The organism is Hydrogenovibrio sp., from assembly GCF_965140365.1.
Classification (GTDB): Bacteria; Pseudomonadota; Gammaproteobacteria; order Thiomicrospirales; family Thiomicrospiraceae; genus Hydrogenovibrio.
Window position 1 is genome coordinate 484091 of record NZ_OZ223196.1, and the last position, 20708, is coordinate 504798.

Below are 20708 nucleotides of genomic sequence, written 5' to 3' on the forward strand. Positions count from 1 at the left end.
CCATGAAACGACTCTTTTCCTTTTTTAAACCTGATAAGCCGATGATGAGCGCCGTTTTACTAGGCGCGCTGATGGTGTTTGCGCATGCGCCCGTCGCCATTGCGCCGTTGGCCTTGATTTCACTCGGCGGCCTTTTCTGGCTGTGGCAAAAATCGGAAACCCCGTTTCAGTCAATGCAAATCGGTTTGGGGTTTGGTTTGGGGTATTTCGGAACCGGCGTCAGTTGGCTGATTTCCAGCATTTATCTGTTCGCGGAAATGAATTTGGTCCTGGCGGTCCTGGCGGTATTGTGTTTCATCTTGTTTTTGACTCTGTATTTTATTTTAGCCGGCTGGTTGGTGGCCCGCTTGAAAACCGCGCATCGTCGAGGTTTCAACTGGGTCGTGGTCATGCCGGCGGTTTGGGTGTTTGCGGAATGGGTTAGGGCAACCTTATTCGGCGGTTTTCCGTTTTTGATGACCGGCAATACCCATTTGATGACCTGGTTGGACGGTTATGCGCCGGTGTTTGGTGTGTTGGGCGTCAGTTGGGCGGTGGCGATTACGGCGGGTATTTTGCTCTGGTTGGTGCAATCTCGAGCCTGGGTGGGGGCGAGTTTGGTGTTGGCCGTGTTATGGTTGACCGGCGCCAGTTTAAAGAATGTTGAATGGGTTTCCCCCAAAGATAAACCGGTGGACGTGGCATTGTTGCAAGGGAATGTCTCGCAGGATGATAAATGGTTGTCAAAGGAATTCTTGCCCACGCTGAAGCGCTATGTCGGTTTGACGAAACAAAACCTGGATGCGGACATCGTTGTGTGGCCTGAAACGGCGGTGCCGGCGTATTACGATGTGGTGGCGCGCGGTGCTTTGCGGTCGTTTATTCGGGATGCAAAGTTGCTGGATACCGATATTTTGTTGGGCGTCATCACCCGTGATGAATCGCATCGTCATTATTACAACGCCATCGTGAACGCGCATAATCCCGAGCAGCAATATCAGAAAAAACATTTGGTGCCGTTCAGTGAGTTTTTTCCTTTCTCGAGTGTCTTGCAGCCTTTAAGCGAATTGTTTAATGTTCCGTTTTCCGAGTTCACGTCGGGATCGGATGACCAGGCACCAATGCGTTTAGGGGAATATTCGGTTGGCTTGTCGGTTTGTTATGAGATGGCGTTTGGGGAAGAGTTAATCGATTCTGCGCGCCAATCGGACTTCTTAATTACCGTCAGTAACGACGCCTGGTTTGCCCATACCTTAGAGCCGGCCCAACAAGTTCAGGACGTGCAAATGCGTGCTTTGGAATTGGGGCGCGAGATTGCTCGCAGTACCAATACCGGTTACACCATTATTGTTGGGACCAATGGACAGGTGAAAGCGGAAATCCCGCCGTATGAAGTCGGAGTGCTTCGTGGCGAAGTGCAACCTTATGAAGGCGAAACGCCGTTTGTGCAGTGGCGCCAATGGCCGATTCTTATTTTGATGTTCGGTGTGTTGGGGCTGTTGGTGTGGTTGAAGTTTCAAGCTGGCCGTTCTGAAAAAACTAAAGACACATGAACGTGGCGAATCAGGCCTGTTTTGGCCAGGCCTGGTGGTTTTAATGGTGAGCTTGAACCTCCTCAATCGGCATTCATAGCGGCATTCAAGCGCAAACGTAAAATCATCAGTTCCGTCGGATCGGCCAGGCTCAAGGCTTTTTCTTCCAGGTATTTTTCAATCACCGCTAAATCCATATCGACAAACTCTTCTACACCTTTATCAAAGTCGTTTAGATATTCGGCGATTTTATGAATGTCCGCTTTGACATCCTCCTGAACCTGTTCCAGTTGTTTGTCGGTTAGTTGCTCGAGAACACTTTCTTCCTGCTGGACTTTCTCAACGGCTTGACCGAGCAAATCCCAGCTTTTCATGTCGGCGCGAATCATGGATTCCTTGGCTTGTTCCAACAAGTGGCGGTAGGCGGCCAGCATTTTATTTTCGCTCATGTATCGGTCCTCTAATTTGTTATAATCATCCGCATTTCATTTATCTTTTAATCATACCAAAAAGAACGCGTGACATGACAACAGAATCCATGCCTGAACCGACAAACGATTACCAACCGCAAACACTTGAAACGGCCATCCAGAAGGTCTGGGAAGAGCAGGGTGTTTTCACCGCCACGGAAGACGACAGCCGTGAAAAATTCTACTGTCTTTCCATGTTCCCTTACCCGAGCGGTAAGCTGCACATGGGGCATGTCCGTAACTATACCATCGGTGATGTGGTGTCGCGCTTTCAGCGTATGCAGGGCAAAAATGTCTTGCAGCCAATGGGGTGGGATGCGTTCGGTTTGCCGGCGGAAAATGCCGCCATGGACCATAAGGTGGCGCCGGCAAAATGGACGTATCAGAACATTGACTACATGCGCAATCAGCTGAAATCGCTGGGGTTGGGCTATGACTGGGAGCGAGAAGTGGCCACCTGTCATCCGGAATATTACCGTTGGGAACAATGGTTGTTCACTCGCTTGATGTCGAAAGGACTGGTGTATCGCAAACTGTCGGTGGTGAATTGGGACCCGGTTGACCAAACTGTCCTGGCCAACGAACAGGTTATCGATGGTAAAGGCTGGCGTTCCGGTGCACCGGTGGAGCGTAAGGAAATTGCGCAATGGTTCCTGCGGATCACCGATTATGCCGAAGAATTGTTGCAGGATTTAGATCAGTTGGACGGTTGGCCGGAGCAGGTCAAAACCATGCAGAAGAATTGGATTGGTAAATCCACCGGGTTGGAAATCGAATTCCCGGTGGCGTCCGGTTTGGATGCGTCCAACGGTAACCTGAAAGTCTATACCACTCGTCCCGATACATTGATGGGGGTCACTTATGTGGCCGTCGCGGCCGACCATCCGTGGGCCCGTAAAGCTTCATTGAACAACGAACCGCTGGAACGGTTTATTGAAGAATGTTCTCACATTTCCACCGCCGAAGCGGACATGGAAACCATGGAGAAAAAAGGCGTCGATACCGGCATCCGTGTTAAGCACCCGATGACCGGCAAAGAACTGCCGGTTTGGGCGGCCAACTTTGTGCTAATGGGCTATGGAACCGGCGCGGTGATGTCGGTGCCGGCGCATGATCAGCGTGATTATGAATTTGCTAAAGCGTACGATTTGCCGATGAAAACCGTTATTGCACCGAAAGCGGACGAAGCCCCGGATGTATCCGAAGCCGCTTACACCGAGAAAGGTGTGTTGATTAACTCCGGTCAATTCGACGGTTTGAAATCGAAACAAGCCTTGCATGAAATGGCGAAAGCCTTGAGTGAACTTGGCTTGGGTGAAAAACAAACCAATTTCCGTTTGCGCGACTGGGGGATTTCCCGTCAGCGTTACTGGGGCTGTCCGATTCCGGTGATTTATTGCCCGGCCTGTGGCGCTTTGCCAGTGCCGGAAAAAGATTTACCGGTGCGTTTGCCGGAAGACATCGTGCCGGACGGCTCCGGTTCGCCATTGGCGAAACTCGACAGCTTTAAGCGCTGCGAGTGTCCGCAATGCGGTGGCCCGGCGAAGCGGGAAACCGATACCTTTGATACCTTCTTCGAATCGTCCTGGTATCACGCACGCTATACCTCGCGTGCCACCAGCGATGCGATGTTGGACAAACAAGCTGCCGACCATTGGTTGCCGGTGGACCAATACATCGGCGGTATTGAGCATGCGATTCTGCATCTGCTTTACGCACGCTTCTTCCATAAACTGATGCGTGACGAAGGACTGGTATCGTCCGACGAACCGTTTAAAAATCTGTTGACGCAAGGTATGGTGTTGGCGGAAAGCTGGTTTAGCCAAGACGAAAAAGGCAAACAAACCTGGTATTCACCGCTGGATGTCGAGCCGGTCAAGGACGATAAAGGCGCCGTCATTAAAGGGCGTTTGAAGAGTGACGGCACTGAAGTTCAGTACGGCGGTGTGATTAAGATGTCCAAGTCGAAAAACAACGGCATCGATCCGCAGGTGTTGATTGACCAATACGGGGCCGATACCTTGCGACTTTACATTATGTTTGCTTCGCCGCCGGAACAGACCTTGGAATGGTCGGATTCTGCCGTGGAAGGGGCGCATCGCTTTTTGAACCGCGTTTGGCGTTTGGTACAAGGCCATGTTGAACAAGGTGTTGTGGCCGCCAGTGCAGACAATGAGGGGTTGGATAAGGAACAAAAAGCCTTGCGCTTGAAGTTGCATGCCACGCTACAGAAAGTGTCTGACGACATGGGGCGTCGTATGCATTTCAATACCGCCATTGCCGCCATGATGGAGTTGGTGAATGATATTAGCCGTTTCAAGGGCGATTCCGACGCTGGACGTGTGGTGGTGCAGGAAGCGCTGGAAAGCCTGGTGTTGATGCTGTCGCCGATGACGCCGCATATTTCGCAAGCTCTGTGGGAAGCCCTGGGGCATGATGGTTTGGTCTTGAATGCGGCTTGGCCAAAAGTGGATGAAGCCGCGTTGGTGAAAGACGAAATTGAAATGATGATTCAGGTGAACGGTAAGTTGCGCGGTAAAGTGGAAGTGGCGGCCGACGCTGACAAAGATACGATTCTCGCCGCGGCCAAAGCCAACGAGCAGGCGCAAAAATTCATCGAAGGCAAAGAAATCGTTAAGGAAATCGTGGTGCCAGGTCGCTTGGTGAACTTGGTGGTGAAAGGCTGATGGCTGCGACTCGCGAGTTGTTTGGACGACTTTCCCAGGCCTGGATGTTTGGCGCCTGGCTGACCATGATCGCGCTGAGCATGAGTTTGAACGGCTGTGGTTTCCACTTAAAAGGCACCGGACCGAATGCGGTGGCGGGATTTAAGTCCATTAAGTTTGAAAGTACTGACGGCGTGCGTTCGGATATTTTACGAGCCTTGACTCAACAGTTGAGGTCAACGGACGTAAAAGTGGTTGATAATGTGGCGCAAGCCGAGGTGGTCTTGCGTTTTTCGCCGACCCAATACATCTCTTCTAATACCAGTATCAGTGGTCAAGGGGATGCTGCGTCACAGTTGATTAAAATGACGCAACCGATTCAAGTGCAGGAAGTGGCGACCGAAAAAGACATTCTCGACACGTCTGTTCAAACGTATCGTGATCGACGGATCGATAACGCCGCCGCTTTGGCTTCAAATCGCGAGTTGCGTTCGATTCAGCAGCAGATGGCGGCGGATATCGCCTCGCAAATTATTGATCGGATTAATCGCGCGCGGGCCGAGCCAGCGAAATGATTAACGCAGAGGGTGTCGATGTATGATTATGGCTCCGGCTTTTTTAAAGCAGCTGCAAAACCCGAACTTTGAGATCAAGCCGATTACGCTGCTCTATGGTGAGGAACCCTTGTATATTCGCCGCTCACTGGATGCGCTGCGTGAGCATTTGAAAGAGCAGGAATATTGGCAGCGCGACCGTTATGAGGTGGACGCCAATTTCAAATGGGCCGATTTGAAAATGGACACTCAAGCCGGCAGTCTGTTTGCCGAGCGCCGTATTATTGAGTTGGATATGCCGAAAGGTGCACCGGGCAAAGATGGCGGCGCGTTTATCCAGGAATGGGCCAACGCCATGCACGACGCGCCGCCGGAAATTTGTCTGGTGGTGTTGTGCGAAAAGCTCGACGGACGCCAGATGAAATCCAAATGGGTGCAAGCCATCGAGGCGCACGGTTGGGTGGTGCAATCTAAACCTATTGAAGGGCCTGGCCTGGTGAAATGGTGCCAACAACGTGCCCAGGAATCGGGCTTGGCTTTGGAGAACGAAGCGGCCGGTTTGCTGGCGGAACGGGTGGAAGGTAACCTGTTGGCAGCGGATCAGGAAATCGAAAAATTAGCGTTGTTTTTTCCGCCGAACACCGTCTTGACGCCACAGAACATTATTGATAATGTGGCGGATCAAGCGCATTATCAGCTGTTTGCTTTGAGTACGGCCATGTTGTTTGGGCGCACCCAGTATGCATTGCAAATTTTGCATCGTTTGCAACAGGAAGGCTTGGAAGCACCGGTGGTGTTGTGGTTGCTAGCGAAAGACTTACGCCAGTTAATCGATATTGCCCAAAAACAGCAAACCATGAATCTGGCGCAAGCGTTTAAGCAGCTGCGTATTTGGTCGTCCAAACAAGGTGAATTCAGTGCGGCGTTGCAACGGCACGATTTGCCCTATTGGCAAAACCTATTGAATGTCGCTTTGCAGGTCGATCTGACCATTAAAGGTGTGCGCAAAGGGGACGAATGGCTGGGTTTATCGGAGCTGGTGACTCAGGTTTCCAGATAAGCTGTTTTGCAATCAAAGCGCGAAGTTGGTGGAACACAAATGCCAAAAATGCACGAAATACATTGAATCAAGTTGGAACAGATTATGACGCAACAAATATCGGACATTAAACAATACATGCAACAACTTGGGCAGCAGGCCCGAGGCGCATCCCGCGTTTTGACCGTGACGCCGACCCAGCAAAAAAACGAGGCTTTGTTGAACATCGCCACGGCATTGGAAACCAACGCCGATACCTTGAAAGCGGAAAACGCCAAGGATTTGGAGCAAGGTAAAGCCAACGGCCTCGATTCCGCCATGTTGGACCGTTTAGCCCTGACCGATAAGGTCATTGCCGGCATGGCGGAAGGTCTGCGCCAAATTGCGGCTTTGAACGATCCCATCGGTGAGATTTCCGATATGAATTATCTGCCGTCCGGTATTCAGGTTGGCAAAATGCGCGTGCCGTTGGGGGTAGTGGGCATCATTTATGAATCCCGCCCAAACGTCACCATCGATGCCGCAGCCCTGTGCTTGAAGTCCGGTAATGCGGCCTTGCTGCGTGGCGGCTCCGAGGCGGCGCATTCCAATCGTGCCTTGGCCAAATGCATTCAAGGTGCCCTGCGTGAAGTCGGATTACCGGAAGCCGCGGTGCAAGTGGTGGAAACCACCGACCGTGCCGCCGTGGGCGAAATGATTGCCATGCCGGAGTTTGTTGACGTCATTATTCCGCGCGGCGGTAAAGGGCTGATCGAGCGCATTAGCCAAGGTGCCAAAGTGCCGGTCATCAAACATTTGGATGGCATCTGCCATGTGTACATTGATGCCGATGCCGATGCCGATAAAGCAGTGAAGGTGGCCTTTAATTCTAAAACGCATCGTTATGGCGTGTGTAACGCGATGGAAACCCTGTTGGTGGCCGAATCGCGTGCGGCGGAAATTCTGCCAGGCCTGGCGAAAATGTTTGTTGAGAAGGGGGTCGAATTGCGTGGTTGCGAAAAAACCCGTGGTTTTGTCGAAATGGCGCCGGCCACTGAATCGGATTGGGGGACGGAGTACTTGGACGCGATTTTGTCGATCCGTGTGGTTCAGGATGTGGAAGAGGCGATGGATCACATTGCCCAGTACAGCTCGGGGCATACCGAATCCATTATTACCGAAAACCTGACCACATCGCGCCGTTTCCTGGCGCAAGTGGATTCCAGTTCGGTGATGGTTAATGCGTCTACCCGTTTTGCGGATGGCTTTGAATATGGTTTGGGCGCGGAAATCGGCATCAGTACCGACAAGTTCCATGCCCGTGGCCCAGTTGGCTTGGAAGGTTTGACCTCGCAAAAATACATTGTCTTGGGTGATGGGTCGATTCGCGAATAATCCGAAAATTATTCGCAAATTATCCACCAAAGCTAGCTCGCCTTGTTGGGTTAGGGGTTATTCGAACGCCTAGCCAAATGGGCTAACAGGCATTCGCGCGCTTCGCTGATGGCGTGAAACTGTTGGGCGTCGCCGCCCTTATCCGGGTGGTGACGTTGCGACAGTTTGCGGTATTGGCGGTTCACTAAGGTCACCGTCAGCGATTCCGTGGTGTCGTGAATCTCCAGCTGTCGTTTGGCGGCGCTCAGCTCAGCTTGGCAGGCCGTCCGGCCGGTCGTTGCACCTTGCCCGAAGTCTCGCCAGAACCCGGCGATGAGTTCAATCACATCGCTTTCCTGTGTTTTCAAAAATTCGTTATAGTCCAGATAATAATCCCGCACCCCGTCTTCAATCGTTAACGCCTGTTGTGCATTTTGCCAGGCCTGGTCGGAAATGGCAGAGGGTGGCGTCAGTTCAATCGCCAGAGTGTGAATGCTGAGCCAGCCTTGGCCTTCGCGAAGCCATTTGGCTTGCAGACGATACAGCAGGTGAAACAATAGAAAGTGGGACTGGAACATCGCCAGTGGGTCGAGGTCGGGTGTAAATTCGGTGAAGCCGGCGTCGACCAAGGCTTTCATCAAATCGTATTCTTTGATGTGACCCCGTTCGAGAAGTAACTCATGTAAGGCGGCTTCCAAGTCTGTGGGGATTTCGGGAATTGTCACTTGGTTGTTTGACATAATTGCTATAATACCAAAAAATCATTAAGAGACACTTTTTTGCACACCCAACGACTCATCGGCATCAATGGCGGCACCTTTGACCCGATTCATTTCGGTCATCTGCGCCCGGCACTCGAAGTGCTTACCGCACTGAACTTGGATGAAATGCGGTTTATCCCTGTTTATCAGCCTGTCCATCGAAATTCGCCTTCCGCAAACGCTCAACAACGTTGCGATATGGTGCGCTTGGCGATTCAATCGCAACCCAAGTTTCAGCTCGATACCATCGAAATCGACCGAGGCGGCCCGTCTTATATGGTGGATACCCTGCGTGTCTTAAAACAGCAGATGCCGGATGCGACGCTGGTGTTGATGATGGGCACCGATGCGTTTGCCAAGTTTGACCGTTGGCATGATTGGCAAGGCATTTTGGCCTTGGCGAATGTTGTTGTGACGCATCGCCCGGGTGAACCCTTGCCGACGGATGGCGGGGTGGAAGATATTTTACAGAACCATTGGGTAGCCAGTCTGACCGAAGATCACGGACAAATCATTGACTTGCCCATCACGCAACTGGATTTGAGTGCCACCGCCTTGCGGGATTATTTGAAAAATGGGGAGCCGGTGGATTATCTGGTGCCGGAAGAAGTGGCCGACTACATTCGACAACATCAACTGTATCAATAAAACCCCAGCATTGACCATGTAACGGGTTTCAACTAAGAGGGCAACGTCTTTATGATGGATTTGCAAAAAATGGAAGATTTAATCGTCAGTACGCTGGAAGACAGTAAGGCGCGTGATATTCAAGTATTGGATGTGGCGGGGGTGTGTTCCTTTACAGACCTGATGGTCATTGCCACCGGGACATCGACAACACACGTGAAATCGACCGGTAACGCTTTAGCCCAGGCCTTTAAAGAGGCGGGTGAACCGCCAATGGGTGTTGAATCCGGCCCGGAACCCGACTGGGTTTTGGTCGATTTGAGTGGCGCAGTAGTGCATATTATGACCGAATCGGCCCGAGCGCATTATCAGTTGGAGAAACTGTGGAATATCAAGCCGGGTGAAACGTCGGAAAAAAGCTCCGCCAAGGCTTAAAGCAGGCGAGCAGGATTGAATTGGATTAAATTGAATCTATCGTGATTATTCATTTTATTGTCATCGGGCAGAAAATGCCGCGATGGGTGCAGGACGGTTATGCGGAATACGCCAAACGTTTGCCGAAAGCCTGTTCGTTGAAGTTGGTCGAATTGCCTATGGCGACGCGCGGCAAAAGTGGGTCGGTGGCACAATATAAAGCCGAAGAAGCCAAGCGGATTTTGGCGGCCTTGCCCAAAGGCTGTCAATTGGTGGTGTTGGACGAACACGGGCAGCAAACGACGACCGTGCAGTTTTCACAAAAACTGGACGATTGGCTGGCTTCCGGTCAGGATGTGGCGTTGGTCGTGGGTGGCCCCGATGGCTTGGCCGACGAATTGATACAGCAAGCCGAATGGAAGTGGGGCTTGTCAAAGTTGACCCTGCCACACCCGCTGGTGCGTGTGCTGGTGGCGGAACAAATTTATCGTGCCTGGTCGGTACTGCAAAACCATCCCTATCATCGAGAGTGAAACGTATCTTTACGTTTCGTCTTGCTGGTTCCAGATTCATTTCTCTTAATCGTGACCTCCCTCGCAGTCTAAAAACGAAAAACCGCTGGCCGGGGAAACCTGACCAGCGGTTTTCGTGTTTTTGAGTCGCAGCGGTTTTATTTGACCGGTACCGGTTTTGGAAATTTCCAAGAACCGTTCAGAATGGATTCGTGTGGCCGATAAAGCCGCACGATGAGGTTCCACCCTGGCATCGTCGGTAAACAATTGGTTTGATGTTGGTCGCACTGCCCGAACCAGACGGTGAAAGAACCGTCTTTATTCGGTGTGGCGGTAATGTTGTTCAGTGAGTAGGCGTTATATGGGTTCTTTTGATAATAGCCCGCTTTGTTGTAAAGGCTGATGGACCAGAAGCCGTCAACCGGGACGTCTTTGACATCCAATCGGTAAGGTGTTTTTCCGTCATTTTTCGCAGGTACAACGGTCAGGTAAATGGCATCTTTTCGTGGGTTTCCGGCCCAACCACCGGCGCTGCCCAATAGGTGCATCAACTCATCCACTTGCCCTCTCGGACCAAACATCTTCGCGGTATTCACGCCACCGTTGGCCAAAGAAAGATCGTTCAGCGCATCGGTCAGTCGTTTTTGAGAGGCCGTGTCCCAGTTCGGGATTTCAAAGGCGCCTTTGCTCGCTTGTTTTATTTGCAGCTTGTCTTGAAGCGCATGCACTTTTTTCAAGTCGGCTTGGCTGTTCGGGTTCATGAATGTACGAGCCATAAACAGCACATATCGTGTGCCAATGTCTTTACGGGTAAAGGTATAGGAACCGGGCTTGTAAATGACTTCGGGCGAATATTGCTCTTCGTCAATGACCTGTATTGACATGAAACGCCCGTCGGGATTCGGCATCACCACCGTGGCCGGACCGGCGTCGAGGTCGACAATGGCAAAGGAGTAGAGGGTGTCACGGTTCATGCGAATGACGTTCTGATGGTCGATGGGTGCGGGTTCACGATTGTGCACGAATTTTCCCAGTGCGCCTCGTTTGACGTATTTGGCAAAGTACAGATCGCTGGTGGCCAAATTGTAATTATCTAAGTGGACGGTTTTTGCCGGTTTGTCGGCGGCCGCTACCGGTAAATTGACGGCCATTACCCATAAGAGTCCCATACCGAACTTGGTGAATCGTTTGAAATTAAAAAGGTTTTTCATTCTTTGAATACTCCGTTTGTACTCTGTGGCATACGTCGCTGCGTTTTGACAGCGTGTGGTCACGGGGGGATGGGTATGAAACACCGCCGCTGGCGCGAAGAGGTGTTTCATTGAAATTGAATCGACAATCCTGCGATTTATTGGACCGGCTTGACGCCGGGCGGAGTCCAGCCGCCGTTTAACGCTTTGGCTTTTGGCCAATATAGGCGCATTCCTAGGCTGAAAGACCCTTTGGCTGGCGTCGGCAGCCAGTTGGACTCTTTGTCTTTGCCTGGCGAGGTACGCTGAATGTAGAGGTCGAGCGATCCGTCCGGATTGAATTTGAGTTTGTCCCGGTCGCCGATGGCATAGCGGTGGATTGGGTTGGCAGCGAACAGTTGGCGTTTGTTATACATGGTCAAAGACCAGAATGCATTGACCGGCGGGATGCTGTCTTTGTCGAAATGCAAGATGTAACGCTTGGCACTGTCCAGCGGCTTGCCGTCCTGATCGACGTAAGTGGTCGGGTAGATCGCATCCTGCGGAACGTTGGCGCCATAGCCACCATAGGCCACGCCCGCGCGGTGTAGGTAATCGGTGCCGTAGGTGCCGATGGCCGTCATATTGGTGCGCCAGCCGTTGGCGTATTCGCCGGCGCTTTTCCAGGCCGCTTTGATTTGCTTCAAAGCGGTTTTTGGCGCGGCGTTCAGCGCTTGTTGTACGATTTTCGGCGCTTGGTCGAATGCAAAGGATTCGCCCGGTACGATGCCGATCTGCTTCATGCGGTCAATCATCGGGTAGTCGTTGGCGTGAGGCGGGTTGGCTTTCATCATTTCCGCGAAGCGGGTGAAAAAAGTCTTGGCATTCATTTTATCCAGTTGGTCAGGCGGCGCACTCATATCCTGGTTCGGGTTGACGTGGCCTTTCGGTGGTGTATAAGGTTTGCCATAGGCGCTTAGTGGAACGGCTTTCATACCGTTTTGGAAGGCGCGTACGGCTTTGTAGTCGGCTTTACCATTTGTCTGTGTGCGTCCAATCAGCAACCCTCGGCCGGTTGGGCTGCGGTATTCATGCACACCCTTGGGAAGCTGCCCTTGCCAGTTTGGGCCGACGATGGCAAAGGTCAGAGCACCATCACCTGTCGTTCGGCTTCCCGGTACGGTAAAGACATCACTCCACATGTCCAGGAATTGCAATAAATAGTAACGGCCGTTGGAAGCCGGGATGCTGATGACAATCGGTTCTTTAGTGACATCGTATCCCATGGTGGTGTAGAGGGTGTCGGCGTTGGGACGAACCACGATGGTCCAGCTCGCATCCGGGAAGACATTCATATGGCCGAATTGGTTGATCGGTGCACTGGTCCCGGTCGGTTTGGTGACATTTTGACCGATGTCTTGGGTGATGCCGGATAAAACGAGCGGGTAACCGTAGATATAAGTTTCAATCGCGATGGCATTGGCTTCTTCAGCGGTCAGCTTTTGTGAAGCATAGGTGGCTGAAAACGAACTCAGTAGCAAGCTTACAAAAGCGACTTTCATTAATGTTTGTTTCATATGAGGTTCCTTTTGACAAGATGGGTACGAAAAGCGTGTTTCGGCCTCTTATTTAGAGTGGGGTTAAATAAGTATAAATGATAGTTGTTTGTAAGAAAGGGTAAAAATTATTTATAGGCGAACGTTTGACCGAAATAACAAAAGTACCCAGGCCTGACCGATGCAAGAAGTCTTGTCGTCACCTCGGGCTGAGAGAGCGTAAGAATGGGGTTTTAAAAGGGCATGAATGGCTTTTCAAAAAGAATGGAATCGGGTAGAGTTAAGCAAGTCGTTTCGCCGAGTTTTAATGAATTGGTGGTAGCGTCAATCCGAACAATTGCAATCGCTTAAGGAAAAACCTCCGATGCCGACCAAAGGAACGCTAAAAACAACGCAAGGAAAACGTATTTCGCTGGTACTGGGCAGTGGCGGCGCCAGGGGTTTGGCGCATATTGGCGTTATCCGTTGGTTGGAAGAGCAGGGGTATGACATTTGTTCGGTGTCCGGCTGTTCGATGGGCGCGTTGGTGGGCGGCGCTTATGCCGCCGGTAAGCTGGACGAAGTGGAAGCGTGGTTTTGTAATATCCGTAAGGTGGATATTGTCGGGCTGTTGGATATTTCCTGGCAAAAAAGCGGTTTGGTCAAAGGCGATAAAATCATGAACGCCTTGATTGAACTGGTGGGCGACCAGATGATTGAGGATTTGCCGATTGCCTATACCGCCGTGGCCACGGATATTGTTCGTCAAAAAGAGGTTTGGTTGCAATCCGGGCGTTTGTTCGATGCGATTCGGGCGTCCATTTCATTGCCGATGTTCTTTACGCCGTTTCGTTATAACGGTGTGGATTTGATTGACGGCGGTGTTTTGAATCCGGTGCCGATTGCCCCGGCGTTCAGTGACCATTCCGACCGAATCATTGCGGTCAGTTTGAGTGGCGAGCCGCAAGGGCACGATAAGGTGGAGACGCTGGACGAACTGCAGGCCGAAAAAATGGCTTCCGAGAAGGCGGAAGACGACGAAAGCATTTACGATAAGGTCGGCGAATGGTTGCAACCATTTTTGAATGGTGGCGCAGAAGACAATGCCTCGAACTTAACCGTGTATGAAGTGGCGGATTTGGCGTTTGATTCGATGCAAAACTCCATCGCCCGCCAAAAACTGGCCGCTTATCCGCCGGACCTGATTCTGGAAGTGGCCAGTGATGCTTGCGGTTCCATGGAGTTTGATCGGGCGCGGGAGATGATTGATTTGGGATATCGTCTCGCGTCGGAAAAAATGCCGGAGCACTTTAAATGACGTCACAGCCGAAGCGGTTTGCCCGTTGGCTCTTGGCTATCGCCGCTTTCGGTGTTTTTGGCCAGGCCTGGTCAAAATCCGAAGATGGTGAGTACGATGCCACCTGTATTCAAATCGCCATTGAGGAACAAGCCCCGGACACGACCATTGAAGATATTCGTAATCAGTGTCGTAAAAAATCGACTGAATCGATGAGCATCCTGAATCAACGAATGGAAGCGGAAAGGCGCAATAAATATAACCTGTTTACCTTACAGCCATATAAAGCGAATTATTTTTTATTCGCTTCCTATGATTTTGCAGATATCAATGAGAAACCGTTCCAAGAAGATAATTCGATGAATGGGGAGTCTTTTGAGCCCTATGAAGTAAAGTTTCAAATCAGTTTAAAAGTGCCGTTAACGGACGATTTACTTGGGCTGGGCGACCATTTGTTTGTGGGGTACACCAACCGTTCTTTTTGGCAGGCTTATACCAATGATATTTCGGCACCGTTTCGGGAAACCAATCATGAGCCGGAAGTCTGGATGAGTTTTGATATGGATTGGGATGTGTTCGGGGTGCGCAACCGGATGATTGATGTCGGTTTGTCGCATCAGTCGAACGGTCAGTCCGGCGAGTTATCCCGTTCTTGGAACCGGGCTTATCTGCGTTTTGTGTTTGAAACGGACAAGACCGCTTTTATCGTTAAACCTTGGGTGCGCCTGCCGGAAAACGGTGGTGTAGATGATAATTCTGATATTACCCATTATATGGGCAATGTGGAATTTATGGGCGTCACGCAATACGGGCAAAATCAATTCTCTGTCATGGTACGCGACAACTTTGATTTTCAGGACAATAAAGGTGCGCTGGAACTGGGGTACAGTTACCCGATTCATCGAAATCTCAATCTGTATGTGCAATGGTTTTACGGTTATGGTGAAAGCCTGATCGATTACAACTATCGGAATAATACACTGAGCATCGGGTTTCAATTGGGACGTTGGTTATAAAGCCTGTTTAGTCGTCGGTTGATAAAATCGGCTTGCGTTGGCATGTAAAACCGATTAAAACTATATGAAAAGAGCTTTTCAGGGGTAGGGCGTGGCCTATTGGTTTGAAAAAAATGATATGCGACGTTTTCGTCGTGTGGATGTTCCCGTGCGTTTATTGATTGTGCCCAGTCGGCCGATTCAAACGGGGGAAATCTTTACGTATGGCATCGATTATTTCCCGCCGTCGGTGCAAAAGCGGCTTCAGTTCGCCCAGAGCAAGATGCACTATTGGTTGAGCCATATTCAGGAGCAGCAGGATGTTTTGGCACCGGTGTTTGCCGAATTTGAGCGTTACAGTCGTTATTTTGGCGGTTGGGTTGAATCGGTTGCGCTTCAGGGGCGGAGTCCGCGTGCCGAGGTCGCAAGCTGGCTAGAGTTTCATGCGTATGGCAAAGGCGTTCAAGATTTGGATGACCTTAAAATTCATGCCCCGAAAACCTTTCAGTATTTCGATTTACTGAATCAAAAACTGCAAGCCTATTACCGCCATTTCAGCGCATGCCTGGAAAAATCCGACGCGAAGCAATTCTGCATTCCGGATCCCTTAGAGAATTATTTTGAAATTGACGGACTGGCTAAAAATTTTGCCGCTTCGGTCAATCATGATCAAAAAGTGCCACTGGTTCAGGCGTTGTATTATTTGTATTTGTTCACGTCCTATTATTTTCGAGCCTATGACGAAATGTTGAACGATTTATCGCCGATTTCCAGTCCGAAATCCTGGCGGAAAAAAGAGATCAACCTCAGTGCCGGTGGTTTGTCAGTGCTGTTGGATAAGCGTTATCCGGCCAATAGCCGGTGCGATATTCATTTGTTTTTTCCGGAAACCGAACAGCGATTGGATTTTGAAGCGTCCTTTATACGCAGCTTTACCGCGGCCCACACCCATAAAGAAACCAATGCGTTTAATTTTAATTTTCCAGATGGCCATAGCCAGAAGGTGGTGGTGTTTGAAATTGAACGCTACGAAATTCGCAGCAGCATGGAAGTGGCTGTTTTTTAAGTGAAGAGGTAAAAGAGTATGCCAGCTTTAGGCCACGAAGTGGAACCCTGTTATATGAATGCCTTACCATTTTCCTTACGGCCCGTTGCCATTGAACTCTATAACTACCATTTATTGCGAACGGTGATGGAGGTCAAACTCGGACGGATTCCGAATGGTTTATCGGAGCGGTTTGAGTTGAGTGAGTCTCAGTGGCGGGAGGTTTGCGATGCCGTGATTCTCACCAAGTTGACACAATTAAGGCTCTCTTCGCAATTGACGCCTAAGTGCGCTCTGTATTTACAAAAACTCTTGAAGCACACGCTGGGAATGCCGGAACGGAGTTTGGACGATGTGTATCTGGTTGTCCATGGTCAAGCGCCAGCCCTCGGGAAATGGATTCGACGTTTGCAGAAGCTTGCCAATCGTTCAGCCTAAAACCGCCAGGCCTGGCGGTTTTTCATTTCATAAAAATATTTTATATAAAACTTAAAGAAATAAATATTAGCAAATTCTTATTCTTGTGTTCTAATCAACGGGTGAATTGAGACGATTGTTAAAAGGAACTCCGTATGAAAAAGTTTGCTTTATCGATGCTGGCTTCGGCCGTGATGACGGCTTATGTATCAACGGCCATCGCTGCGCCGGAACCGAAAGACCCGAAACGCCACACGCCGCAAGGTTTGTATGTGGATGCGAAAGAAACTCAGGAAATGATGAAAAAAGATCCGAGTGTGATTTTGGTGGATGTGCGCACGCCGGAAGAGTGGCAGTTTGTCGGTTACACCAAAGCGGCGCAGATTATGTTGCCGGGGGTGATGTTTGATTATTCCAAAATGGATACCAAACAAAACAAACCACGCTATATGCCGGCTCCGAACCCAAAGTGGATTTCGCAGTTTGAAGAAAAAATCGCTGATCTGGGGGCCGACGAAGACAATACTTATGTCATTATGTGCCGTTCCGGTGCTACTCGTGCCGCGCCCATTGCGAGAATGATGGATCAATACGGTTATGAAAAGGTTTACATTATGACCGATGGCTTTGAGGGCGGTAAGCTAAAAGAAGGTGACAAAAAAGGCTTCCGTTTGAAAAACGGCTGGAAAAACTCCGGGGCCGAATGGACTTATAAAATCGACCCGGACAAGGTTTACTTTAAAACCTATGGTGTGAAGTATTAAGTTTCCACGAAATTAACCGAATTCGTATCTCGGTAAGATTAGCGGCTTTAGGCCGCTTTTTTTGTTTCCGGCATGAGTGGTTGTTTTAACCAAGCGACTAAATCCACCTGCCAAATTTGTTTGAACCCTTTGATGAGCAGATACATAAACAGGAGAGGCAGTAATAGGGTTTTCAGCAAATACAGCATCATCAGGTTAAGCAGGTTTTCCACCGAGGCTTCCAATTGTGCTTGAATCTTGAAAATATCCACATCGCTGATGGTGGTCGTGAAAGAGGTTAAGCCCTGGTTGATGGATTCCATCATCGAATCGGGTTGTCCGGCCAGTCGGCGTTCATAATGGGCGATGCGTTCGTCCATTGTTTCCAGATCATCCTGTAAGGTTTCGAGCACTTCCGCTGTTTGCGATAAACGGTTTTTTAGCCGCTGTAAACGGGCGTTTGCCTGATGCAAAGCGTTGTCCTGTTTAAAGAGGTTCAAGCGTTCCCAGAGAGGGAGGGCTTGTCGAAGCTGCTCAACCCGTTGGGCTTGTTCTTCAATGCGCGTCTGGCCTGACGCCACTTGTGTCTGGCGCGTTTGGATGCGCGCTACCAATGCGGGGCGTTGCTGCTGCAGCTGTGCCAAGTCTTGTTGCATGGCTTGCGGGGTCTGGGGTGTCTGATTGAGTTCGTCCAAGTTGCTGGCGAGGTGCTCGACTTTCTGTTGGTTAGACTGAATGCCCGGTTCGATAAAAGTATGGTCCACGGCCAGGTTTAATAGCAACATCAATGATAACGACAGTCGAAGAAAGATCGTCAATAGAAACAGTTTGCTCAAAACGCCCAGGCCAGGCTGGTTTGGGCGAAACAGGGCGACGATTAAACCCAATCCAAACACCGATAAAATGACATTAAACAGTTCTGAAGATACGATGGTCAAAAGTACTTTTTGAATGGCAATGGAACCGATGGCAAAGGTCAGCAGCTCCGAGAAGCGCTCGATTAAATCGTTCAAGGGATCAAGCAGTTCACCGACAGACAGGGAGGCGACCCCAATGCTGATGGTGGAGGTGGAAAACATTGAGATCACAGCGTTCAAAGAACGGCTCACGCCATAACTGGCCAAGGCGTTCAGCAGAGAGCCTTTCAGGTAATCGTAGGTGTAAGTATCCAAGGTGCCCAACCAGGCCAGCGCCAGCAAGGCCGTGATTAGAATTGCGCTGAAGACACGACGGTTAAGCGGATTAAATGATGGCGGCTGAGTCGTCATATGGCCTCTCAGGGAATGGATTTAAAAGTCATTAACAGCAGTATAGAGCTTCGGCCGTTTTTCTCAACCGGAATTGGTCTTGTTGCGAGGGGAAGAGGCGGGTCGAAATCCGGTGTTGTGGTCTTGGCTGAGGTGTAAAAAATAATGCGATAAGTATTTGACATCAATGGAAAGTTTATGGATAATTCCGCAATCCTTTCAAACATTTAGATGCTTAAACGAAAGATTTAGCCCTTTCTGAAAAGTGTCGATAGTCGATGCGTATCGATGTAAACGATTGAAAATACAAATTTTTTGGAGTAAAAAATGGCAAATTCAGCACAAGCAACTAAGCGCGCTCGCCAAGCCGAGAAGCATCGAATTCATAACGCGAGCATGCGTTCTGAAATGCGCACCAAGGTTAAAAAAGTTTTGACGGCAATTGAAGCCGGTGACAAAGAAGCAGCGACGGCGGCTTTCCGTGTAGCTCAGTCCAGCATGGACGGCATGGCGCGTAAAGGCATCATCGAAAAAAATAAAGCGGCGCGTAACAAAAGCCGTTTGAACGCTCGCATCAAAGCGATGGCGTAATAGCGATAGTAACTGAATCAAATCGATTCTGTTATGTTGAAAAACCGGGAGTTTCCCGGTTTTTTTATGTCTAAAATTTAACCGGATACCGAAAAAACCGCTTTTCCAGTAAAAAGTCTTCTGTGTGATGGTTAACCCCGTTACAATAAATTCCATTAATTCCTGATTCATTCAACTCATTTAAGTGATTAGGCTTTGCCTTGAAACGATTGATTAAAGCCACGGCCACAGTGGGTGGCATGACGATGATTTCCCGTGTACTCGGCTTTGTTCGAGACATGGTCATCGCACGCTATTTTGGCGCCTCTACGGGCGCGGATGCTTTTTTCGTCGCCTTTAAAATCCCTAATTTTTTTCGTCGCCTGTTTGCCGAAGGGGCTTTTTCACAGGCCTTTGTACCGGTGTTGGCCGGGGTCAAAGAGCGTGATGGCAAAGCGGCGGTTAAAGCGTTGGTGGATGCCATTTTGTTCCGGTTGGGCGGTATATTACTTCTGTTAACCGCTTTTGGCGTTTTTGGTTCCGGCTTATGGATGATGGTGTTTGCACCGGGGTTTATCGATGATCCGGCCAAATTCCAACTGGCCTCGGACATGCTCTCCATCACCTTCCCGTATCTGTTGCTGATTTCTCTGGTGGCGTTTTCATCCGCCATTATGAACACCTATAACCAGTTTGCGGTGCCGGCGTTTACACCGGTGTTTCTGAATTTGACGCTGATTTCGTTCGCCATTTGGGTGTCGCCAATGCTGGAAGTGCCGGTGATGGCGCTGGCTTGGGGGGTTCTGGCGGCCGGGGTGTTGCAATTGCTGTTTCATGTGCCTTTTTTGAAGCGCTTGGGCTTATTACCGGTTCCGTCGGCGCAGAAAAATAAAGGGGTTGGTGAGGTCAAGCGTTTGATGATTCCGGCGTTGTTCGGGGTGTCGGTGGCGCAAATTAACCTGCTGGTGGATACGGTGTTGGCGTCGTTTCTGGTGACTGGGTCGGTGTCGTGGTTGTATTATTCGGATCGCTTGATGGAGTTTCCGCTGGGGGTGTTTGGTGTGGCGTTGGCCACGGTGGTATTGCCTGGCTTATCGAAAAAGGCCGCCAATGAAGACTGGAGCGGTTATCGTCAAGACATCGATACCGCGTTGCGTCTGGTTCTGGTCATCGGTTTGCCGGCGACATTGGGGCTATTGTTGTTGGCGCAACCGCTGATTATCAGTTTGTTCCATTACGGCGCCTTTAACGATGAAGATGTCACCATGTCCGGCTTAAGCCTGATGGCGTACTCGTTTGGTCTGCTTGGGTTTATTTTGGTGAAAATTCTGGCCCCGGCGTTTTATGCGCGTAAGGAAATGAAGACACCGGTTAAAATCGCGGTGGTGGCATTGGTGACGAATGTGATTTTGAATCTGGCCTTGATTGGGCCTTTTGCGCATGTTGGCTTAGCGGCGGCCACCAGTGTGTCGGCGTTTGTGAATGCCGGATTGCTGTATATCCTATTACGAAAGCAGGATAAGTTTGCGCCCTTAGCGGGGTGGGGAAAGCTTTGGGGGCAAGTCTTACTGGCCAATGTGGTATTAGTGGCATTTGTGGTTTACCTGTCGCCGGCCACGGCCGAGTGGTTGGCTTTTGATGCCTGGCATCGTTTGGCTTGGTTGAGCGGTTTGGTATTTGGAGCCATCGCTTTATATGGTACGGCGCTGTTGTTGTTCGGTGTCCGCCCGGCGGTCTGGCGGATGCCGAAAACCTGAAAATGTTCAGGCCTGGCCATTTCGAA

General features: G+C 50.2%; 20 protein-coding genes. 15 read left to right on the forward strand and 5 right to left on the reverse strand.

The window, feature by feature from the left end; translation table 11 throughout:
• The first annotated feature begins 41 nt into the window (after positions 1-41).
• Positions 42-1532: an apolipoprotein N-acyltransferase gene (lnt, locus tag AC0KH7_RS02300; RefSeq protein ID WP_472370322.1), complete on the forward strand. Its 1491-nt coding sequence runs from the start codon at positions 42-44 to the stop codon at positions 1530-1532.
• A 62-nt stretch (positions 1533-1594) separates the two neighbouring features.
• On the opposite strand, the gene AC0KH7_RS02305 is transcribed toward lnt, so the two are convergent.
• Complete coding sequence (locus tag AC0KH7_RS02305) at positions 1595-1960, reverse strand: zinc ribbon-containing protein (protein ID WP_472370324.1); 366 nt, start codon at positions 1958-1960, stop codon at positions 1595-1597.
• Positions 1961-2034: 74 nt separating this feature from the next.
• Here AC0KH7_RS02305 and leuS point away from each other — a divergent pair, with 74 nt between their 5' ends.
• The 4 genes from leuS (at position 2035) to AC0KH7_RS02325 (ending at position 7614) form a co-directional block, all read left to right on the forward strand.
• A complete protein-coding gene (gene leuS, locus AC0KH7_RS02310) occupies positions 2035-4668 on the forward strand; it encodes a leucine--tRNA ligase (RefSeq protein WP_472370326.1) in 2634 nt (877 codons plus the stop codon).
• Positions 4668-5222: an LPS-assembly lipoprotein LptE gene (locus AC0KH7_RS02315; RefSeq protein WP_472370328.1), complete on the forward strand. Its 555-nt coding sequence runs from the start codon at positions 4668-4670 to the stop codon at positions 5220-5222. Before leuS ends, AC0KH7_RS02315 begins: the two co-directional genes overlap by 1 nt.
• 22 nt (positions 5223-5244) lie before the next feature.
• Positions 5245-6261: a DNA polymerase III subunit delta gene (gene holA, locus AC0KH7_RS02320; protein ID WP_472370330.1), complete on the forward strand. Its 1017-nt coding sequence runs from the start codon at positions 5245-5247 to the stop codon at positions 6259-6261.
• An 84-nt stretch (positions 6262-6345) separates the two neighbouring features.
• Positions 6346-7614, forward strand: coding sequence for a glutamate-5-semialdehyde dehydrogenase (locus AC0KH7_RS02325; protein WP_472370331.1), 1269 nt, complete (start codon positions 6346-6348; stop codon positions 7612-7614).
• Positions 7615-7664: 50 nt separating this feature from the next.
• Here the strand turns inward: AC0KH7_RS02325 and AC0KH7_RS02330 are convergent, their stop codons facing one another.
• Entirely contained in the window at positions 7665-8333 is a 669-nt protein-coding gene (locus tag AC0KH7_RS02330; protein ID WP_472370333.1) for a DNA-J related domain-containing protein, read from the reverse strand.
• Positions 8334-8372: 39 nt separating this feature from the next.
• Between AC0KH7_RS02330 and nadD the strand changes: the two genes are divergently transcribed.
• From nadD to rlmH, 3 genes are read left to right on the forward strand one after another with little or no spacing between them, the layout of a single operon-like run.
• Complete coding sequence (nadD, locus tag AC0KH7_RS02335) at positions 8373-9002, forward strand: nicotinate-nucleotide adenylyltransferase (protein ID WP_472370335.1); 630 nt, start codon at positions 8373-8375, stop codon at positions 9000-9002.
• Positions 9003-9053: 51 nt separating this feature from the next.
• Positions 9054-9416, forward strand: coding sequence for a ribosome silencing factor (gene rsfS / locus AC0KH7_RS02340; RefSeq protein ID WP_472370337.1), 363 nt, complete (start codon positions 9054-9056; stop codon positions 9414-9416).
• Between the two features lie 41 nt (positions 9417-9457).
• Positions 9458-9928 (forward strand): 23S rRNA (pseudouridine(1915)-N(3))-methyltransferase RlmH, encoded by a 471-nt coding sequence (gene rlmH, locus AC0KH7_RS02345; protein WP_472370339.1) that lies wholly within the window; start codon positions 9458-9460, stop codon positions 9926-9928.
• A gap of 137 nt (positions 9929-10065) precedes the next feature.
• Here the strand turns inward: rlmH and AC0KH7_RS02350 are convergent, their stop codons facing one another.
• Together AC0KH7_RS02350 and AC0KH7_RS02355 are read right to left on the reverse strand one after the other, a co-directional pair.
• On the reverse strand, positions 10066-11118 hold the full coding sequence (locus AC0KH7_RS02350) for a DUF1214 domain-containing protein (RefSeq protein ID WP_472370341.1): 1053 nt from the start codon (positions 11116-11118) through the stop codon (positions 10066-10068).
• 137 nt (positions 11119-11255) lie between these two features.
• The gene (locus tag AC0KH7_RS02355) at positions 11256-12653 is read right to left on the reverse strand and encodes a DUF1254 domain-containing protein (protein ID WP_472370343.1); all 1398 of its coding nucleotides are present in this window, start codon (positions 12651-12653) and stop codon (positions 11256-11258) included.
• 343 nt (positions 12654-12996) lie between these two features.
• Between AC0KH7_RS02355 and AC0KH7_RS02360 the strand changes: the two genes are divergently transcribed.
• From AC0KH7_RS02360 to AC0KH7_RS02380, 5 genes are all read left to right on the forward strand, one after another.
• Complete coding sequence (locus AC0KH7_RS02360; protein ID WP_472370345.1) at positions 12997-13929, forward strand: patatin-like phospholipase family protein; 933 nt, start codon at positions 12997-12999, stop codon at positions 13927-13929.
• Entirely contained in the window at positions 13926-14924 is a 999-nt protein-coding gene (locus AC0KH7_RS02365) for a phospholipase A (RefSeq protein ID WP_472370347.1), read from the forward strand. Before AC0KH7_RS02360 ends, AC0KH7_RS02365 begins: the two co-directional genes overlap by 4 nt.
• Positions 14925-15042: 118 nt before the next feature.
• Complete coding sequence (locus tag AC0KH7_RS02370) at positions 15043-15969, forward strand: hypothetical protein (RefSeq protein ID WP_472370348.1); 927 nt, start codon at positions 15043-15045, stop codon at positions 15967-15969.
• 18 nt (positions 15970-15987) lie between these two features.
• On the forward strand, positions 15988-16386 hold the full coding sequence (locus AC0KH7_RS02375) for a hypothetical protein (RefSeq protein ID WP_472370350.1): 399 nt from the start codon (positions 15988-15990) through the stop codon (positions 16384-16386).
• A 134-nt stretch (positions 16387-16520) separates the two neighbouring features.
• Positions 16521-17129, forward strand: a complete 609-nt coding sequence (locus AC0KH7_RS02380) for a rhodanese-like domain-containing protein (protein WP_472370352.1) — start codon at positions 16521-16523, stop codon at positions 17127-17129.
• Positions 17130-17176: 47 nt separating this feature from the next.
• Here AC0KH7_RS02380 and AC0KH7_RS02385 read toward each other — a convergent pair whose 3' ends face one another.
• Positions 17177-18376, reverse strand: a complete 1200-nt coding sequence (locus AC0KH7_RS02385) for a hypothetical protein (RefSeq protein ID WP_472370353.1) — start codon at positions 18374-18376, stop codon at positions 17177-17179.
• A gap of 306 nt (positions 18377-18682) precedes the next feature.
• On the opposite strand from AC0KH7_RS02385, the gene rpsT reads away from it, so the two are divergent.
• Together rpsT and murJ are read left to right on the forward strand one after the other, a co-directional pair.
• The gene (gene rpsT, locus AC0KH7_RS02390) at positions 18683-18946 is read left to right on the forward strand and encodes a 30S ribosomal protein S20 (protein ID WP_068647588.1); all 264 of its coding nucleotides are present in this window, start codon (positions 18683-18685) and stop codon (positions 18944-18946) included.
• Positions 18947-19146: 200 nt separating this feature from the next.
• Positions 19147-20682, forward strand: a complete 1536-nt coding sequence (gene murJ / locus AC0KH7_RS02395) for a murein biosynthesis integral membrane protein MurJ (RefSeq protein WP_472370355.1) — start codon at positions 19147-19149, stop codon at positions 20680-20682.
• Positions 20683-20708 lie beyond the last annotated feature (26 nt).

Excerpts from the sequence above, each read along its gene's own strand:
- lnt (WP_472370322.1), top strand. The coding sequence starts at position 42 with ATGATGAGCGCCGTTTTACTAGGCGCGCTGATGGTGTTTGCGCATGCG.
- AC0KH7_RS02305 (WP_472370324.1), bottom strand. The coding sequence starts at position 1,960 with ATGAGCGAAAATAAAATGCTGGCCGCCTACCGCCACTTGTTGGAACAA.
- leuS (WP_472370326.1), top strand. The coding sequence starts at position 2,035 with ATGACAACAGAATCCATGCCTGAACCGACAAACGATTACCAACCGCAA.
- AC0KH7_RS02315 (WP_472370328.1), top strand. The coding sequence starts at position 4,668 with ATGGCTGCGACTCGCGAGTTGTTTGGACGACTTTCCCAGGCCTGGATG.
- holA (WP_472370330.1), top strand. The coding sequence starts at position 5,245 with ATGATTATGGCTCCGGCTTTTTTAAAGCAGCTGCAAAACCCGAACTTT.
- AC0KH7_RS02325 (WP_472370331.1), top strand. The coding sequence starts at position 6,346 with ATGACGCAACAAATATCGGACATTAAACAATACATGCAACAACTTGGG.
- AC0KH7_RS02330 (WP_472370333.1), bottom strand. The coding sequence starts at position 8,333 with ATGTCAAACAACCAAGTGACAATTCCCGAAATCCCCACAGACTTGGAA.
- rsfS (WP_472370337.1), top strand. The coding sequence starts at position 9,054 with ATGATGGATTTGCAAAAAATGGAAGATTTAATCGTCAGTACGCTGGAA.
- AC0KH7_RS02350 (WP_472370341.1), bottom strand. The coding sequence starts at position 11,118 with ATGAAAAACCTTTTTAATTTCAAACGATTCACCAAGTTCGGTATGGGA.
- AC0KH7_RS02355 (WP_472370343.1), bottom strand. The coding sequence starts at position 12,653 with ATGAAACAAACATTAATGAAAGTCGCTTTTGTAAGCTTGCTACTGAGT.
- AC0KH7_RS02360 (WP_472370345.1), top strand. The coding sequence starts at position 12,997 with ATGCCGACCAAAGGAACGCTAAAAACAACGCAAGGAAAACGTATTTCG.
- AC0KH7_RS02365 (WP_472370347.1), top strand. The coding sequence starts at position 13,926 with ATGACGTCACAGCCGAAGCGGTTTGCCCGTTGGCTCTTGGCTATCGCC.
- AC0KH7_RS02370 (WP_472370348.1), top strand. The coding sequence starts at position 15,043 with ATGCGACGTTTTCGTCGTGTGGATGTTCCCGTGCGTTTATTGATTGTG.
- AC0KH7_RS02375 (WP_472370350.1), top strand. The coding sequence starts at position 15,988 with ATGCCAGCTTTAGGCCACGAAGTGGAACCCTGTTATATGAATGCCTTA.
- AC0KH7_RS02380 (WP_472370352.1), top strand. The coding sequence starts at position 16,521 with ATGAAAAAGTTTGCTTTATCGATGCTGGCTTCGGCCGTGATGACGGCT.
- AC0KH7_RS02385 (WP_472370353.1), bottom strand. The coding sequence starts at position 18,376 with ATGACGACTCAGCCGCCATCATTTAATCCGCTTAACCGTCGTGTCTTC.
- rpsT (WP_068647588.1), top strand. The coding sequence starts at position 18,683 with ATGGCAAATTCAGCACAAGCAACTAAGCGCGCTCGCCAAGCCGAGAAG.